Source organism: Agrobacterium pusense (genome assembly GCF_013285525.1).
In the GTDB taxonomy this organism is placed as follows: domain Bacteria; phylum Pseudomonadota; class Alphaproteobacteria; order Rhizobiales; family Rhizobiaceae; genus Agrobacterium; species Agrobacterium pusense.
This window is the reverse complement of sequence record NZ_CP053856.1, coordinates 2,267,839-2,284,558: the sequence shown is the minus strand read 5'-3', so window position 1 is coordinate 2,284,558 and position 16,720 is coordinate 2,267,839. Positions and strand designations below refer to the sequence as shown.

Annotated in this window: 15 protein-coding genes; all 15 read left to right on the top strand. The window is 59.2% G+C overall.

Going from position 1 to position 16,720, the window contains the following annotated elements:
* Positions 1-284: 284 nt before the first annotated feature.
* Entirely contained in the window at positions 285-677 is a 393-nt protein-coding gene (sdhC, locus tag HQN82_RS11155) for a succinate dehydrogenase, cytochrome b556 subunit (protein ID WP_004443817.1), read from the top strand.
* Positions 678-689: 12 nt separating this feature from the next.
* Positions 690-1,070 (top strand): succinate dehydrogenase, hydrophobic membrane anchor protein, encoded by a 381-nt coding sequence (gene sdhD / locus HQN82_RS11150; protein WP_004443814.1) that lies wholly within the window; start codon positions 690-692, stop codon positions 1,068-1,070.
* A gap of 7 nt (positions 1,071-1,077) precedes the next feature.
* Positions 1,078-2,919, top strand: a complete 1,842-nt coding sequence (gene sdhA, locus HQN82_RS11145; protein WP_004443812.1) for a succinate dehydrogenase flavoprotein subunit — start codon at positions 1,078-1,080, stop codon at positions 2,917-2,919.
* Between the two features lie 15 nt (positions 2,920-2,934).
* Entirely contained in the window at positions 2,935-3,714 is a 780-nt protein-coding gene (locus HQN82_RS11140; RefSeq protein WP_004443810.1) for a succinate dehydrogenase iron-sulfur subunit, read from the top strand.
* 204 nt (positions 3,715-3,918) lie between these two features.
* Positions 3,919-4,461, top strand: a complete 543-nt coding sequence (locus HQN82_RS11135) for a protease inhibitor Inh/omp19 family protein (RefSeq protein ID WP_004443808.1) — start codon at positions 3,919-3,921, stop codon at positions 4,459-4,461.
* A gap of 92 nt (positions 4,462-4,553) precedes the next feature.
* Complete coding sequence (gene zapE / locus HQN82_RS11130) at positions 4,554-5,717, top strand: cell division protein ZapE (RefSeq protein WP_045533338.1); 1,164 nt, start codon at positions 4,554-4,556, stop codon at positions 5,715-5,717.
* 178 nt (positions 5,718-5,895) lie between these two features.
* The gene (mdh, locus tag HQN82_RS11125; protein WP_004443804.1) at positions 5,896-6,858 is read left to right on the top strand and encodes a malate dehydrogenase; all 963 of its coding nucleotides are present in this window, start codon (positions 5,896-5,898) and stop codon (positions 6,856-6,858) included.
* A gap of 33 nt (positions 6,859-6,891) precedes the next feature.
* Complete coding sequence (sucC, locus tag HQN82_RS11120; protein ID WP_112765629.1) at positions 6,892-8,085, top strand: ADP-forming succinate--CoA ligase subunit beta; 1,194 nt, start codon at positions 6,892-6,894, stop codon at positions 8,083-8,085.
* 17 nt (positions 8,086-8,102) lie between these two features.
* Positions 8,103-9,005, top strand: coding sequence for a succinate--CoA ligase subunit alpha (gene sucD / locus HQN82_RS11115; protein WP_006698231.1), 903 nt, complete (start codon positions 8,103-8,105; stop codon positions 9,003-9,005).
* A gap of 176 nt (positions 9,006-9,181) precedes the next feature.
* Complete coding sequence (locus HQN82_RS11110) at positions 9,182-12,178, top strand: 2-oxoglutarate dehydrogenase E1 component (RefSeq protein WP_004443801.1); 2,997 nt, start codon at positions 9,182-9,184, stop codon at positions 12,176-12,178.
* Positions 12,179-12,231: 53 nt separating this feature from the next.
* Positions 12,232-13,461 (top strand): 2-oxoglutarate dehydrogenase complex dihydrolipoyllysine-residue succinyltransferase, encoded by a 1,230-nt coding sequence (gene odhB / locus HQN82_RS11105; RefSeq protein ID WP_173614893.1) that lies wholly within the window; start codon positions 12,232-12,234, stop codon positions 13,459-13,461.
* 70 nt (positions 13,462-13,531) lie between these two features.
* The gene (locus HQN82_RS11100; protein WP_173614892.1) at positions 13,532-13,945 is read left to right on the top strand and encodes an MAPEG family protein; all 414 of its coding nucleotides are present in this window, start codon (positions 13,532-13,534) and stop codon (positions 13,943-13,945) included.
* Positions 13,946-13,958: 13 nt separating this feature from the next.
* Positions 13,959-14,600, top strand: a complete 642-nt coding sequence (locus HQN82_RS11095; protein WP_173614891.1) for a LysE family translocator — start codon at positions 13,959-13,961, stop codon at positions 14,598-14,600.
* A gap of 66 nt (positions 14,601-14,666) precedes the next feature.
* A complete protein-coding gene (gene lpdA / locus HQN82_RS11090; protein WP_173614890.1) occupies positions 14,667-16,073 on the top strand; it encodes a dihydrolipoyl dehydrogenase in 1,407 nt (468 codons plus the stop codon).
* Positions 16,074-16,200: 127 nt separating this feature from the next.
* Entirely contained in the window at positions 16,201-16,701 is a 501-nt protein-coding gene (locus HQN82_RS11085) for a cytochrome b (protein WP_173614889.1), read from the top strand.
* Positions 16,702-16,720: the final 19 nt, after the last annotated feature.

The following is a 16,720-nucleotide window of genomic DNA, read 5'->3' as shown; positions in this document are numbered from 1 at the left end:
TGAGTTAACCAATCGTAAATTACACCTTTTCGGAATTACGTAAAGGTAAATATTTTGAGGGCGTAAATCTTGGAAACGCTCGATTTTTTATTTTCATGCAAAAAAATTCCAAAAAAAATTCGCGAACCAATCGATTAAATTGGAATCCGCCATGAAATGTGCTTGTGGTGATGCGCCCATGTGATTAAACGTCGCGGTTGGTGCAATGCACATTCTTTCGTCATGTGCTGTTGCTTGGGGGCGTCCTGTCTTGTGGACGCACGGGAAAACGCCGCGAGGTTCTGATGGCGAATGTGACAAATAACCGGCCTCTGTCGCCGCATCTTCAAATTTACAAGCCGATTCCGACGATGGTGGCCTCCATCATCCACCGCGTAACCGGTGGCGCGCTCTATTTCGGTACGCTCCTGGTCGCCTGGTGGCTTATCGCGCTGGCATCCGGTCCAGCTTATTATGACTGGGTCAGCTGGGCGATGGGCACCATCATCGGCAAGATCGTTCTCGTCGGCTACACCTGGGCGCTGGTTCACCACATGATCGGCGGCCTGCGCCACCTGATGTGGGACCTCGGGCACGGCTTCGAGAAGCACTTCACCACCAAGCTGGCAAAGGCCTCCTTCGTGGCGTCTATCTGTCTGACCGCGCTGATCTGGGTCATCGTCCTGATCGTGCGCTGAGGAGATACTTACATGGATATGCGTACACCTCTCGGGAAGGTTCGCGGTCTCGGCTCCGCCAAGGAAGGCACCGACCATTTCTGGCGCCAGCGCCTGACGGCCGTTTCGAACATTCCGTTGCTGACCTTTTTTGTTGTCTTCCTGATCAAATATGCCGGCGCGCCCTATCCGGAAGTCGTCGCTGCGCTTTCCAACCCGCTCGTCGCTGTCATCATGGCTCTGGTGCTGGTCTCCGGTCTCATCCACATGAAGCTCGGCATGCAGGTCATCATCGAAGACTACATTCACGCCGAAGTTCCGAAGCTCGTTCTTCTGATGCTGAATACATTTTTCGCGATCCTCATCGGTGGCCTGTCTGTCTTCGCCATCCTGAAAATCGCATTCGTAGGATAAGTTCGTCATGGCTTCGATCAGTTCACCTTCCCAGAATGGCAAGGCCTACACCTATGTCGATCACTCCTATGACGTGATCGTGGTGGGTGCCGGCGGCGCCGGTCTGCGCGCTACACTCGGCATGGCCGAACAGGGTTTCAAGACCGCCTGCATCACCAAGGTTTTCCCGACGCGCTCCCACACCGTCGCAGCACAGGGCGGCATCGCCGCATCGCTCACCAACATGACGCCGGACTGTTGGCAGTGGCACCTTTACGACACCGTAAAGGGCTCCGACTGGCTGGGCGATGTCGACGCGATGCAATATCTCGCCATGGAAGCGCCGAAGGCGGTCTATGAGCTGGAGCATTACGGCGTGCCTTTCTCGCGTAACGAAGAAGGCAAGATCTACCAGCGCCCCTTCGGCGGCCACATGCAGAATTACGGTGAAGGCCCACCGGTGCAGCGCACCTGTGCCGCCGCCGACCGTACCGGTCACGCCATTCTGCACACGCTTTATGGCCAGTCGCTGCGCAACAATGCGGAATTCTTCATCGAATATTTCGCGCTCGACCTCATCATGGCGCCGGATGGCCGCTGCACTGGCGTCGTTGCCTGGAACCTCGATGACGGCACGATCCACCGCTTCGCCGCCAAGATGGTGGTTCTGGCGACCGGCGGTTACGGCCGCGCCTATTTCTCGGCGACGTCTGCCCACACCTGCACCGGCGACGGCGGCGGCATGATCGCCCGTGCGGGCCTGCCGCTTCAGGACATGGAATTCGTGCAGTTCCACCCGACCGGTATTTATGGCGCGGGCTGCCTCATCACTGAGGGCGCGCGCGGCGAAGGCGGCTATCTCGTCAACTCCGAAGGCGAACGCTTCATGGAGCGTTATGCACCTTCGGCGAAAGACCTTGCCTCGCGTGACGTTGTCTCGCGCTGCATGACGATGGAAATCCGTGAAGGCCGCGGCGTCGGCAAGAACAAGGACCACATCTTCCTGCATCTCGATCATCTCGATCCGGCGATCCTGCATGAGCGTCTTCCGGGCATCTCCGAAAGCGCCAAGATTTTCGCCGGCGTTGACGTGACCCGCGAGCCGATCCCGGTCCTGCCGACGGTTCACTACAACATGGGCGGCATTCCGACCAACTATTGGGGTGAAGTGCTGAATGCCGATGCCAACAACCCGGAGCGTATCGCGCCCGGCCTGATGGCGGTCGGCGAAGCCGGTTGCGCCTCGGTTCACGGCGCCAACCGTCTTGGCTCCAACTCGCTGATCGACCTTGTGGTCTTCGGTCGTGCCGCCGCCATCCGCGCCGCTCAGGTCATCAACCGTGACGAGGCGATTCCCGCTCTCGATACGGCTGCCTGCGACAGGATCATGGAACGCTTTGACAGCCTACGTTATGCCAATGGCTCGACGCCAACGGCGGTGCTGCGTGATAAGATGCAGCGCGCCATGCAGGACGACGCGGCAGTGTTCCGCACACAGGAATCGCTCGAAAGCGGCTGCCGCCGTCTCTCGGCGATCTGGAAGGAACTGCCCGACGTCAAGGTCACCGACCGTTCGATGGTCTGGAATTCCGACCTGGTCGAAACGCTCGAGTTGCATAACCTCATGGCCAATGCCATCACCACGGTCTACGGCGCGGAAGCGCGTAAGGAAAGCCGCGGTTCGCATGCCCGCGAGGATTTCGTCGACGGTCCGTTCGGTGGTCGCGACGACGTGAACTGGCGCAAGCATACGCTTGCCTGGGTCAGCCCCGAAGGCGACGTGAAGCTCGACTATCGCCCGGTTCACACCGACCTGATCGCCGACGGCATCGATCCGAAAAAGATCGAGCCGAAGGCGCGTGTCTACTGATTTGAGGAACTGGATATGGTTGAACTTGCTCTCCCCAAGAATTCCCAGATCAACGAAGGCAAAGTCTGGCCGAAGCCGGATGGTGCCAAGAATGTGCGCGAATACCGCGTCTATCGCTGGAACCCGGATGACGGCCAGAACCCGCGCATCGACACTTTCTATATTGATGTCGATGATTGCGGACCGATGGTTCTCGATGCGCTTCTTTACATCAAGAACAACATCGACCCGACGCTGACGCTGCGCCGCTCCTGCCGCGAAGGCATCTGCGGTTCCTGCGCGATGAACATCGACGGCACCAATACGCTCGCCTGCACCAAGGGCATGGACGAGATCAACGGCACGGTGAAGGTTTATCCGCTGCCGCATATGCCTGTCGTGAAGGACCTTGTTCCTGACCTGTCGAACTTCTACGCCCAGCACCGCTCGATCGAGCCCTGGCTGAAGACGGTTTCGCCCACACCCGCCAAGGAATGGAAGCAGAGCCATGAGGATCGCCTGAAGCTGGACGGTCTTTATGAGTGCATTCTCTGCGCCTGCTGCTCCACGTCCTGTCCCAGCTACTGGTGGAATGGCGACCGTTATCTGGGTCCGGCCGTTCTGTTGCAGGCCTATCGCTGGCTGATCGACAGCCGCGATGAGGCGACCGGCGAGCGTCTCGACAATCTCGAGGACCCGTTCCGTCTCTATCGCTGCCATACGATCATGAACTGCGCGCAGGCTTGCCCGAAGGGCTTGAACCCGGCCAAGGCGATTGCGGAAATCAAGAAGATGATGGTTGAGCGCCGCGTCTGAGGACGAATCGCCGACCACAGAGATTTATCGGGCCGCGGTCTCGACCGTGGCCCTTTTTTCAACCCGGCGTGGGAAAATTCGGTAAAAATTGACCGAAATGGTAATTATCCCGGCCATCGCTTGCGCAAGATAAGGCTTTGGTAATAATTCAGCCTTCTTGTTTGATCATCGTCTTTCCGGAAGCGAGAGAATCGGGAGCTTGATATGCAATTCAGATATGTGGTGACGGGCCTTGCGGTTGTGATGAGCCTTGCCGGTTGCCAACGTACCTCCTACGATTACAACAACAACGCCAGCAACAATCCCGGTTATACGCCGCCCCTGCAGGCGCAGCCGGTGCCCTCCGTTCAGTCTGGCGCCCTGCCGCCGCCCGGTGGTGCCAACGGCAGCCAGTTCCCGTCGGCGCCTGCTTCGGCGACACCCGGCGGCACCAATGTTGCATCCGCTGCTCCACCGGCAACAGCTCTCGACGTGACCAAGGAATCCATGGTCGGCAACTGGCGCGTTTCTAATGGCGGGGCCAATTGCGATATGTTCCTGACGCTCACCAATCTGGGCAGCGGATCGCGTGGCGGCACGCGTGGTTGCTCCGGCGAGCTGACGGCGATGGGGTCCTGGGAAGTATCCGGCAAGATGGTCGTCTTCAAGAATCGCTCGGGTGACACGATCGGCCGCGTCTACAAGAGCGCAGACGCACGCTTCGACGGCACGACCAATAGCGGGCAGCCGCTCAGCCTCAGCCGATGAGTCGTTCCGGTGCAGCCGGAACGTTCATTCTGCTCTAAGCCATTCCATTCGTCGCGGGTTCCGTGCTGCATCCGCGACCGGGGCGTCTTTTCATGAAGCCATTGCCTGATTACAATCATAGTGTCGTTGAACAGCTCAACGCATTGACGGCAGCTGGCACCTTGCAGGCCGATGCCGCCCAGCTTGGTGTGGCGGCCCATCTCGACAGAATTCTCGCCGATCTGAAGGCCCGCAAGCCTGCCAAGAAGAAGAGCGCGCTCGGCTGGATGTTCGCACGCAAGGCCGGTCCAGCAACGACGGTGAAAGGGCTTTATGTCTATGGCAGTGTCGGCCGCGGCAAGACGATGCTGATGGACATGTTTTACGAAATGGCGCCCGTTTCTTCCAAGCGGCGTTGCCATTTTCATGAATTCATGGCGGATGTGCATAATCGTGTGCATGCGCACCGGCAGAAGCTGAAGAATGGCGAGACCAAACAGGCCGATCCGATTCCGCCTGTCGCCGCCCAGCTTCTGGCGGAGGCCGAACTCCTGTGTTTCGATGAATTCACCGTGACGGATATTGCTGATGCGATGATCCTCGCGCGGCTATTCAGCGAGCTCTTCGCCAATGGCTGCACATTGGTGACGACCTCCAATGTCGTTCCGGACAATCTCTACAAGGATGGTCTCAATCGCGGCCTGTTCCTGCCCTTTGTCGAGCTGCTGAAGAAGCATGTGGAGGTGGTGACGCTGGACAGTCCCACCGATTATCGGATGGAGAAGCTGGAAAGCCTGCCGGTCTATGTGACGCCGCTTGATGGCGCGGCCGATCAGGCGATGGATATGGCGTGGCGGCACATGACCGGCGGGCACCTTGTTGCGCCAACCGAGATACCCATGAAGGGTCGTTCCATCCTGGTGCCGCGCGCCAGCGGCCGTGTGGCGCGTTTTTCCTTTTCCGACCTTTGCGAGAAGCCGCTCGGGGCTTCCGACTTCCTTGCCATCGCCAATCGTTTCGACACGGTCTTCATCGACCACATTCCATTTTTAAACGCGGACAAACGAAACGAAACCAAGCGTTTCATCATCCTCATCGACGCGCTTTATGATCACAGCGTCAGGCTGTTCGCGTCGGCGGCAGCGATGCCGGAAGAGCTGCTCGGCAAACGCAAGGGGACGGAAGGTTTCGAGTTCGATCGCACCGCCTCGCGTCTGTTTGAAATGCGTAGCGCCGATTATCTGGCGCTTCATCAAGAAAAACGGCAGAAAGTTTGACACTTTCGTGACGCATTTTCTTACGTTTACGTAAGAAAATATTGATCTAAACGATTGAAAATACTCAGCAGAAAAGAATCTGTTGCCTATTTTGGCCAATGGGTCTAATCGGAGTGCGACAATTTGGCTGCCGGTTTGGCGCGGTGAAATTGAATTGAAGCTCAAGAGGAAGCATTCGATGGCTCGCAAAAAGATTGCACTTATTGGTTCTGGCATGATCGGCGGCACGCTGGCGCATCTGGCCAGCCTGAAGGAACTGGGCGATATCGTCCTCTTCGATATTGCTGACGGCATCCCGCAGGGCAAGGGCCTGGATATTGCCCAGTCCGGCCCGGTTGAAGGCTTCAATGCAAAGCTCACCGGCGCATCCGATTACGCTGCCATCGAAGGCGCTGACGTCTGCATCGTCACCGCTGGTGTTGCCCGCAAGCCCGGCATGAGCCGCGACGATCTTCTCGGCATCAACCTCAAGGTCATGGAACAGGTCGGCGCCGGCATCAAAAAATACGCGCCGAACGCTTTCGTCATCTGCATCACCAATCCGCTCGACGCCATGGTCTGGGCGCTGCAGAAGTTCTCCGGCCTGCCGAAGAACAAGGTCGTCGGCATGGCCGGCGTTCTCGACAGCGCGCGTTTCCGCCTCTTCCTCGCCGAAGAGTTCAACGTTTCGGTTGAAGACGTCACCGCCTTCGTTCTCGGCGGCCACGGCGACACCATGGTGCCGCTCGCCCGTTACTCCACCGTTGCCGGCGTTCCGCTGACCGATCTCGTAAAGATGGGCTGGCTGACCGCCGAGCGTCTCGAAGAGATCATCCAGCGCACCCGTGACGGCGGCGCCGAAATCGTTGGTCTCTTGAAGACCGGCTCGGCCTATTACGCCCCGGCTGCCTCGGCAATCGAGATGGCTGAATCCTACCTCAAGGACAAGAAGCGCGTTCTGCCCGCCGCTGCCCACCTTTCGGGCCAGTATGGCGTAGACGACATGTATGTCGGCGTTCCCACCATCATCGGTGCAGGCGGTATCGAGCGCATCATCGAGATCGAACTCAACAAGGAAGAAGAGGCTGCCTTCCAGAAGTCCGTCGGCGCTGTCGCTGGTCTCTGCGAAGCCTGCATCAACATCGCTCCGTCGCTGAAGTAACAACTTCAAGCGGTTCCAAACAGGGATTATTCCATGAATATTCACGAATATCAGGCCAAGGCTCTTCTGAAGGGCTACGGCGCGCCGGTTGCTGAAGGCGTTGCCATTCTCAAGGTCGAAGAAGCTGAAGCTGCCGCAAAGCAGCTTCCGGGCCCGCTCTATGTCGTCAAGAGCCAGATCCATGCTGGCGGCCGCGGCAAGGGCAAGTTCAAGGAACTCGGCCCGGACGCCAAGGGCGGCGTTCGTCTGGCCAAGTCCATTGAAGAAGTCGTTTCCCACGCCAAGGACATGCTCGGCAACACGCTGGTAACGGCGCAGACGGGCGATGCCGGCAAGCAGGTCAACCGTCTCTATATCGAAGACGGCGCTGATATCGCTCGCGAACTCTATTGCTCGCTGTTGGTAGACCGTTCGGTCGGCCAGGTTGCCTTCGTGGTTTCCACTGAAGGCGGCATGGACATCGAAGCCGTCGCCCACGACACGCCTGAAAAGATCCACACCATCGCCATCAACCCTGAAAAGGGCGTTTCCGATGCCGACGTTGCTGCGATCTCCAAGGCGCTTGAGCTTGACGGCGTTGCAGCCGAAGATGCCACGTCGCTCTTCCCGATCCTTTACAAGGCCTTCAGCGAGAAGGACATGGCTCTCCTCGAGATCAACCCGCTGATCGTCATGGAAAATGGCCATCTGCGCGTTCTCGACGCCAAGGTTTCCTTCGACGGCAACGCCATGTTCCGCCATGACGACGTCAAGGCGCTGCGCGACGAGACCGAAGAAGACGCCAAGGAAATCGAAGCCTCCAAGTGGGACCTCGCTTACGTCGCCCTCGACGGCAATATCGGCTGCATGGTCAACGGCGCAGGTCTTGCGATGGCCACCATGGACATCATCAAGCTTTACGGCAAGGAGCCGGCAAACTTCTGCGACGTCGGCGGCGGCGCCGGCAAGGAGAAGGTTGCGGCAGCTTTCAAGATCATCACTGCCGACCCGAAGGTCGAGGGCATCCTCGTCAACATCTTCGGTGGCATCATGAAGTGCGACGTTATCGCCGAGGGCGTTATCGCCGCGGTGAAGGAAGTCGGTCTGCAGGTTCCGCTCGTTGTTCGCCTCGAAGGCACCAACGTCGAACTTGGCAAGAAGCTTCTGAATGAATCGGGCCTTGCGATTACGGCTGCTGACGATTTGGACGACGCAGCCAAGAAGATCGTCGCGGCGATCAACGGCTAATTGAGGGACCGGAAATAATGTCTATTCTCGTTAATAAAGACACCAAGATCCTCGTTCAGGGTCTGACCGGCAAGACCGGTACCTTCCACACCGAACAGGCGCTTGCCTATTACGGCACGCAGATGGTCGGCGGCATTCATCCGAAGAAGGGTGGCGAAACCTGGACCGGTTCCAAGGGCGAAACCCTGCCGATCTTCGCAACGGTTGCCGAAGCCAAGGAAAAGACCGGTGCAGATGCATCCGTGATCTATGTTCCGCCGGCAGGTGCAGCAGACGCGATCATCGAAGCCATCGATGCGGAAATTCCGTTCATCACCTGCATCACCGAAGGCATCCCGGTCATGGACATGGTCCGCGTCAAGGCTCGCCTCGACCGTTCGAAGTCCCGCCTGCTCGGCCCGAACTGCCCCGGCATCCTGACGCCGGAAGAATGCAAGATCGGCATCATGCCGGGCTCCATTTTCCGTAAGGGTTCGGTCGGTATCGTTTCGCGCTCCGGCACGCTGACCTATGAAGCCGTGTTCCAGACGTCCAACGAAGGCCTCGGCCAGACGACGGCTGTCGGCATCGGCGGCGACCCGGTCAAGGGCACCGAGTTCATCGACGTCTTGGAAATGTTCCTCGCTGACGACGCCACGCAGTCGATCATCATGATCGGCGAAATTGGCGGTTCGGCTGAAGAAGATGCGGCGCAGTTCCTGATCGACGAAGCCAAGAAGGGCCGCAAGAAGCCGATGGCCGGCTTTATCGCAGGCCGTACGGCTCCGAAGGGCCGCACCATGGGCCACGCCGGTGCTGTCGTTTCCGGCGGCAAGGGCGATGCGGAATCCAAGATCGCTGCCATGGAAGCAGCGGGCATCAAGGTATCGCCTTCCCCGGCGCGCCTCGGCAAGACGCTGGTTGAAGTCCTCAAGGGCTGAGACCACATGAAACCGGTAACGGGCGGCGCGGCTTCAAGCTCGCGCTGCCCGATGCCGCACGAAGACAAACAGACGGCATACCGCCTCGGCGGCAGACAGCAATAATCAAAGCGGCAGGCCGGTCGAACGGCCCTAACGGCATCGAGGAGGCGGACGGACAAGTCCGCAAGAACACAATGGCAAGGCAAGAAGCGAACGAGCAGTTTCAGATCACGTCGTTTCTGGACGGCGCGAATGCAGCCTATATCGAGCAGCTCTATGCCCGGTACGAAGAGGACCCCTCTTCCGTGTCGCCGGAGTGGCAGAGCTTCTTCAAGGCACTGTCCGATAATCCGGAAGATGTGAAGAAGGCGGCCAAGGGCGCCTCCTGGAAGCGTGCCAACTGGCCGATCCCGGCAAATGGCGACCTAGTTTCCGCACTTGATGGCAACTGGGCCACGGTCGAAAAGGCCATCGAAAAGAAGGTTCAGGCAAAGGCTGAGGCCAAGAGCGCCGATACCGGCAAGCCGGTCAGCGAAGCCGAAGTGCTGCAGGCGACCCGTGACAGCGTTCGCGCCATCATGATGATCCGCGCCTACCGCATGCGCGGCCACCTGCATGCCAAGCTCGATCCACTCGGTATTGCCGTTGCCGTCGAGGACTATAACGAGCTTTCGCCGAAGTCCTACGGCTTTGAAGAAAGCGATTACGACCGCAAGATTTTCATCGATAACGTGCTCGGCCTCGAATATGCGACCGTGCGCGAGATGATCGATATTCTGGAGCGCACCTATTGCTCCACTATCGGCGTCGAATTCATGCACATGTCCAGCCCGGAAGAGAAGGCCTGGATTCAGGAGCGCATCGAAGGTCCGGACAAGGGCGTTGCCTTCACGGCCGAAGGCAAGAAGGCCATTCTGTCAAAGCTGGTCGAAGCCGAAGGTTATGAGCAGTTCCTCGACGTGCGTTTCAAGGGCACCAAGCGTTTCGGCCTCGATGGCGGTGAATCGCTGATCCCGGCGCTCGAGCAGATCATCAAGCGCGGCGGCCAGGAAGGTCTCGAAGAAGTCGTTCTCGGCATGGCCCACCGCGGCCGCCTGAACGTTCTGACCAACGTCATGGGCAAGCCGCACCGCGCCGTATTCCACGAGTTCAAGGGTGGTTCGTTCAAGCCAGACGACGTCGAAGGTTCGGGTGACGTGAAGTATCACCTTGGTGCCTCCTCCGACCGCGAGTTCGACGGCAACAAGGTTCACCTGTCGCTGACGGCCAACCCGTCGCATCTTGAAATCGTCAACCCTGTCGTCATGGGCAAGGCCCGTGCCAAGCAGGACCAGCTGGCCAAGGTGTGGGAAGGCGATGTCATTCCGCTTTCCGAGCGCGCCAAGGTTCTGCCGCTGCTTCTGCACGGCGATGCCGCTTTTGCGGGCCAGGGCGTGGTTGCTGAAATTCTCGGCCTCTCCGGCCTGCGCGGTCACCGTGTTGCCGGTACCATGCACTTCATCATCAACAACCAGATCGGCTTTACGACGAACCCGGCCTTCTCCCGTTCGTCGCCCTATCCGTCCGACGTCGCCAAGATGATCGAAGCGCCGATCTTCCACGTCAACGGTGACGATCCGGAAGCTGTGACCTATGCGGCCAAGGTTGCCACCGAATACCGCATGAAGTTCCACAAGCCCGTCGTCGTGGACATGTTCTGCTACCGCCGCTTCGGCCACAACGAAGGCGACGAGCCGGCGTTCACGCAGCCGAAGATGTACAAGGTCATCCGCGGCCACAAGACCGTCGCGCGCATCTATGCCGACCGTCTGATCGCCGAAGGCCTGCTCAGCGAAGGCGAATTCGAAAAGATGAAGGCCGACTGGCGCGCCCATCTCGAGCAGGAATTCGAGGCGGGGCAGTCCTACAAGCCGAACAAGGCCGACTGGCTGGACGGTCAGTGGTCCGGCCTGCGTGCCGCCGACAATGCGGATGAGCAGCGTCGCGGCAAGACCGGCGTGCCGATGAAGCAGCTGAAGGAAATCGGCAAGAAACTGTCGACCATTCCGGAGGGTTTCAACGCCCACCGCACGATCCAGCGTTTCATGGAAAACCGCTCGCAGATGGTCGAGACCGGCGAAGGCATCGATTGGGCGATGGCGGAAGCGCTTGCTTTCGGTTCGCTCGCCGTCGAAGGCCACAAGATCCGCCTCTCCGGTCAGGATTGCGAACGCGGCACCTTCTCGCAGCGCCATTCGGTTCTCTACGATCAGGAAACCGAAGAGCGTTACATCCCGCTCGCAAACCTCGCGCCGACGCAGGCCCGTTACGAAGTCATCAACTCGATGCTTTCGGAAGAAGCCGTCCTTGGTTTTGAATATGGCTACTCGCTCGCCCGTCCGAATGCGCTGACGCTCTGGGAAGCCCAGTTCGGCGACTTCGCCAACGGCGCACAGGTGGTGTTCGACCAGTTCATCTCGTCGGGTGAACGCAAGTGGCTGCGCATGTCCGGTCTCGTCTGCCTTCTGCCGCATGGTTACGAAGGCCAGGGTCCGGAACATTCGTCCGCCCGTCTGGAGCGCTGGCTGCAGATGTGCGCGGAAGACAACATGCAGGTCGCCAACTGCACGACGCCGGCAAACTACTTCCACATCCTGCGCCGCCAGGTGAAGCGCGACTTCCGCAAGCCGCTGATCCTGATGACGCCGAAGTCGCTGCTGCGTCACAAGCGCGCCACCTCTTCGCTGGCCGAGCTTGCAGGCGAGTCCTCCTTCCACCGTCTCCTGTGGGACGATGCTGAAGTCATCAAGGACGGCCCGATCAAGCTGCAGAAGGATTCGAAAATCCGCCGTGTCGTCATGTGCACGGGCAAGGTCTATTATGATCTGCTGGAAGAACGTGAGAAGCGCGGCATCGACGATATCTATCTGCTGCGTATCGAACAGCTCTATCCGTTCCCGGCCAAGGCGCTCATCAACGAACTGTCGCGTTTCCGCAATGCGGAGATGGTCTGGTGCCAGGAAGAGCCGAAGAACATGGGTGCGTGGTCGTTTATCGACCCTTACCTGGAATGGGTCCTGGCGCATATCGACGCCAAGTACCAGAAGGTCCGTTACACGGGCCGTCCGGCTGCCGCCTCTCCGGCGACCGGCCTGATGTCCAAGCATCTGGCGCAGCTTGCTGCGTTCCTGGAAGACGCGCTGGGAGAGTGAGAACTCTCCCGCATCGCCCCGCAAAAAAGACACCTGAATAACGGAACTAGATCATGGCCACTGAAATCCGCGTACCAACCCTCGGCGAATCCGTCAGCGAAGCGACCGTCGGCACCTGGTTCAAGAAGGTCGGCGACACCGTCAAGGCCGACGAACCTCTCGTTGAACTGGAAACCGACAAGGTTACCGTCGAAGTCCCGGCGCCTGCCTCTGGCGTTCTGACTGAAATCGTTGCGCAGAACGGCGAGACCGTTGGGCTCGACGCGCTTCTCGGCCAGATCGCCGAAGGTGCTGCCGGCGCTGCGACCTCCGCACCGGCTGCCGAACCGGCAAAGCCTGCTGCTGCCGCGGCCGCCGCTCCGGCTCCCGCTGCTTCTGCCGCAAGCGCCATGCCGCCGGCACCTGCCGCTGGCAAGCTGCTTGCTGAAAACAACCTGTCTGCCGATCAGGTCGACGGTTCCGGCAAGCGTGGCCAGGTGCTGAAGGGCGATGTGCTCGCTGCTGTCGCCAAGGGCGTTTCGGCACCCGCCGCCGCTCCGGCTCCTGCTGCTGCACCGCGTCCGGTTTCCGCCGAACAGGATCAGGTTCGCGAAGAGCGTGTGAAGATGACGCGCCTGCGTCAGACCATCGCCAAGCGCCTCAAGGACGCGCAGAACACCGCCGCCATGCTCACCACTTACAACGAAGTGGACATGAGCGCGGTTATGGACCTGCGTAACCGTTACAAGGACGTGTTCGAGAAAAAGCATGGCGTCAAGCTCGGCTTCATGGGCTTCTTCACCAAGGCCGTGACCCACGCGCTGAAGGAACTGCCTGCCGTCAACGCCGAAATCGACGGCACGGACATCATCTACAAGAACTATTGTCACGTCGGCATGGCTGTCGGCACGGACAAGGGTCTTGTCGTTCCGGTCATCCGCGATGCCGACCAGCTTTCCATCGCCGGCGTCGAAAAGGAACTCGGCCGTCTTGCGAAGGCGGCGCGCGATGGTTCGCTCGGCATGGCCGACATGCAGGGCGGCACCTTCACCATCACCAATGGTGGCGTTTACGGCTCGCTGATGTCTTCGCCAATCCTCAATGCACCGCAGTCGGGTATTCTTGGCATGCACAAGATCCAGGAGCGTCCGGTCGCCATCGGCGGGCAGGTCGTCATTCGGCCGATGATGTATCTGGCGCTCTCCTACGATCACCGTATCGTTGACGGCAAGGAAGCCGTGACCTTCCTCGTTCGCGTCAAGGAAAGCCTCGAGGATCCGGAACGTCTGGTTCTTGATCTCTAATCGCTCTTGCTTTTCGTTTCAGCGGGGCTTCAAGTGAAGCCCCGCTGAAAGACTAACAGGGAGAGCAGACGTGCAGCCGACATTTCTAGCCGCTTCGCCTTTTTTGCCGCTTGTCGGTCTGAGCGTTCTTCTCCTCGTCGTGCACGTCATGTTGCAGGGGATGACGGCGACCACGGAATTCGGGCTTGAATGGAATGCCGGCCCGAGGGATGGCAGCCGAGAGCCGAAGGGCAGGCTTTCCGGCCGTGCCTCACGCGCGTCTGCGAATTTCCGGGAAACATATCCGGCTTTTCTGGCGCTCGCTTTCGGAGTCATCATGGCGGGTGATCCTGCCGGTCTGGCGCTCACTGGCGCCTGGATCTGGCTGATCTGCCGGGTGATCTATATTCCGCTCTATCTGGCGGGCATCCCCTATATACGGTCTTTCGTCTGGCTGGGGTCGATGCTCGGGCTGGCGCTCATGTTTGTCGTGCTGATGTTCTGAAGGCTGCTTTACGATGCATCAATATCTCATCGAACTTGCATCCCTGATGGCGATTTTCTCCTTCGCGATCGTGTCGCCTGGCGCCGATCTCGCCATGGTTATGCGTCAGGCGATGGTGCATGGGCGCAAGCAGGCCATTATCACCAGCTTCGGCGTCGGGACATCGCTGATGTTCCATGTCACCTATACGATCCTCGGCCTTGGCCTGATCATTTCCCAGTCGATCTATCTCTTCAACATCGTCAAATGGCTGGGTGTCGCCTATCTGATCTATATCGGCATCAAGGCGTTGCGCGCTGGCAAGACCGAATTTCCCGCTGCCGAAGGTGAAGACGTTCAGGCGAAAAGCAGTCAGACGGCGCTGAAGGCGTTTACGCTCGGTTTTGCGGCCAACGCGCTCAACCCCAAGCCGGTGTTTTTCTTCCTGTCGATCTTTTCGACGGTGGTTCACGCCCACACGCCGGTGGCCGTCAAATTCGGATACGGTCTCGTCATGGCAAGCTGCCTCATCCTTTGGTTCGTCGGCGTCAGCCTGTTCATGACGACACCACGGATGCGCGCCGCGTTTCAGCGCGCCAGCCAATGGATCGACCGCACCAGCGGGGTGGTTTTCATCGCCCTCGGTATAAAACTCGCAACGGAAAAAGCGGCCTGAGTTTCAGGTCAAATGGAAGCTGGGCAATGATCCGATATCTTGCCCCTATAAAGCAGGAACCAGAACATGGCATATGATGTAGTTGTAATCGGCACCGGCCCCGGCGGTTATGTTTGCGCGGTCAAGGCGGCGCAGCTGGGCCTCAAGGTCGCTGTCATCGAAAAGCGCGCGACCTATGGCGGCACCTGCCTCAATGTCGGCTGCATTCCCTCCAAGGCGCTGCTGCACGCGTCCGAAACCTTCGCGCATGTTGCCCATGGTGTCGACTCGCTCGGCATCGAAGTTGCAGCGCCCAAGCTGAACCTTGAAAAGATGATGGGTCACAAGGACGGCGTGGTGAAGGCCAATGTCGATGGCGTTGCCTTCCTGTTCAAGAAGAACAAGATCGATGCTTTCCAGGGCACCGGCAAGGTTGTGTCGGCCGGCAAGGTTTCCGTCACCAACGACAAGGGCGAGACACAGGAAATCGAAGCAAAGAATATCGTCATCGCCACGGGTTCTGACGTTGCCGGCATTCCGGGTGTTCAGGTTGATATCGATGAAAGCGTCATCGTGTCCTCCACCGGCGCAATCGCTCTCTCCAAGGTTCCGGAAAAGCTGATCGTTGTCGGCGGCGGCGTCATCGGCCTTGAACTCGGTTCGGTCTGGTCGCGTCTCGGCTCCAAGGTTACCGTCGTCGAATATCTCGACAACATTCTCGGCGGCATGGATGCCGAAGTTTCCAAGCAGGCGCAGCGTCTGCTCGCCAAGCAGGGCCTCGATTTCAAGCTCGGCGCAAAGGTAACGGCTGTTGAAAAGGCCGCTGCCGGCGCCAAGGTCGTGTTCGAGCCGGTCAAGGGCGGCGCTGCCGAAACGCTGGAAGCAAACGTCGTGCTGATCTCCACCGGCCGCAAGCCCTACACCGAAGGTCTCGGCCTTGCCGAAGCTGGTGTCGTGCTCGACAGCCGTGGCCGCGTTGAAATCGACGGCCACTACAAGACCAATGTCGACGGCATCTATGCGATCGGCGACGTGGTGAAGGGCCCGATGCTGGCGCACAAGGCGGAAGACGAGGGTGTTGCGCTTGCGGAAATCCTTGCCGGCCAGCGCGGTCACGTGAATTACGACGTCATTCCGGCAGTCGTTTACACGCAGCCGGAAGTGGCTTCCGTCGGCAAGACCGAAGAGGAACTCAAGGCCGCCGGCGTCGCTTACAAGGTTGGCAAGTTCCCCTTCACCGCCAATGGCCGCGCCCGCGCCATGCAGGTGACGGATGGTTTCGTGAAGATCCTTGCCGACAAGGAAACCGACCGGGTTCTCGGTGGTCACATTGTCGGCTTCGGCGCTGGCGAAATGATCCACGAGATCACCGTACTGATGGAATTTGGCGGTTCCTCGGAAGATCTCGGCCGCACCTGCCATGCGCACCCGACCATGTCGGAAGCCGTGAAGGAAGCGGCGCTGGCAACGTTCTTCAAGCCGATCCACATGTGATCGGCGTTTGAGCCCGACGCTCGAATATTAAATTTCCGTCATCTGCTGAACCCCGGCTTGCCATGCAGGCCGGGGTTTCTCATACTCGCGCTAAAGCCTGTCTAACCTTTTGATAAAAGGCAATAAAATGGCGCATTCCACTCAAGTCTCCTTCTCCATTCCGCAGCGTGTCATCCATTGGACAATGGCGCTTCTGATTTTCTTCAACCTCTTGTTTCCCGATGCCATGGCCCATGCCTACCGGCTGATGCGGCGGGGTGAAACATTGACGCCAGATCAGATTTCTTCTGCCAATATCCATGCCTATGTCGGCTTCGCCGTGCTGTTTCTTGCGGTACTGCGCTTCTGTCTGCGGCTGATCCAGGGCGTTCCGCCACATCCGCCTGAGGAGCCGCGTGTCGCGCAGATTGCCGCCAAGGTGGCGCATTTTACGCTTTACGCGCTGTTCTTCATCCTGCCACTCTCCGGCATCGCCGCCTATTACTTGGGCGTAGGCGCGGCAGGGGAGCTACACTCCGGCCCGTTCAAGGTGCTGATGTGGGTTTTGATCGCGGGCCATGTCGCGGCTGTCCTTGTTCACCAGTTCTATTGGCGCACCAATCTCCTCCGGCGCATGACACACGGCTGAGCGGCGGTTTGTCACGTTC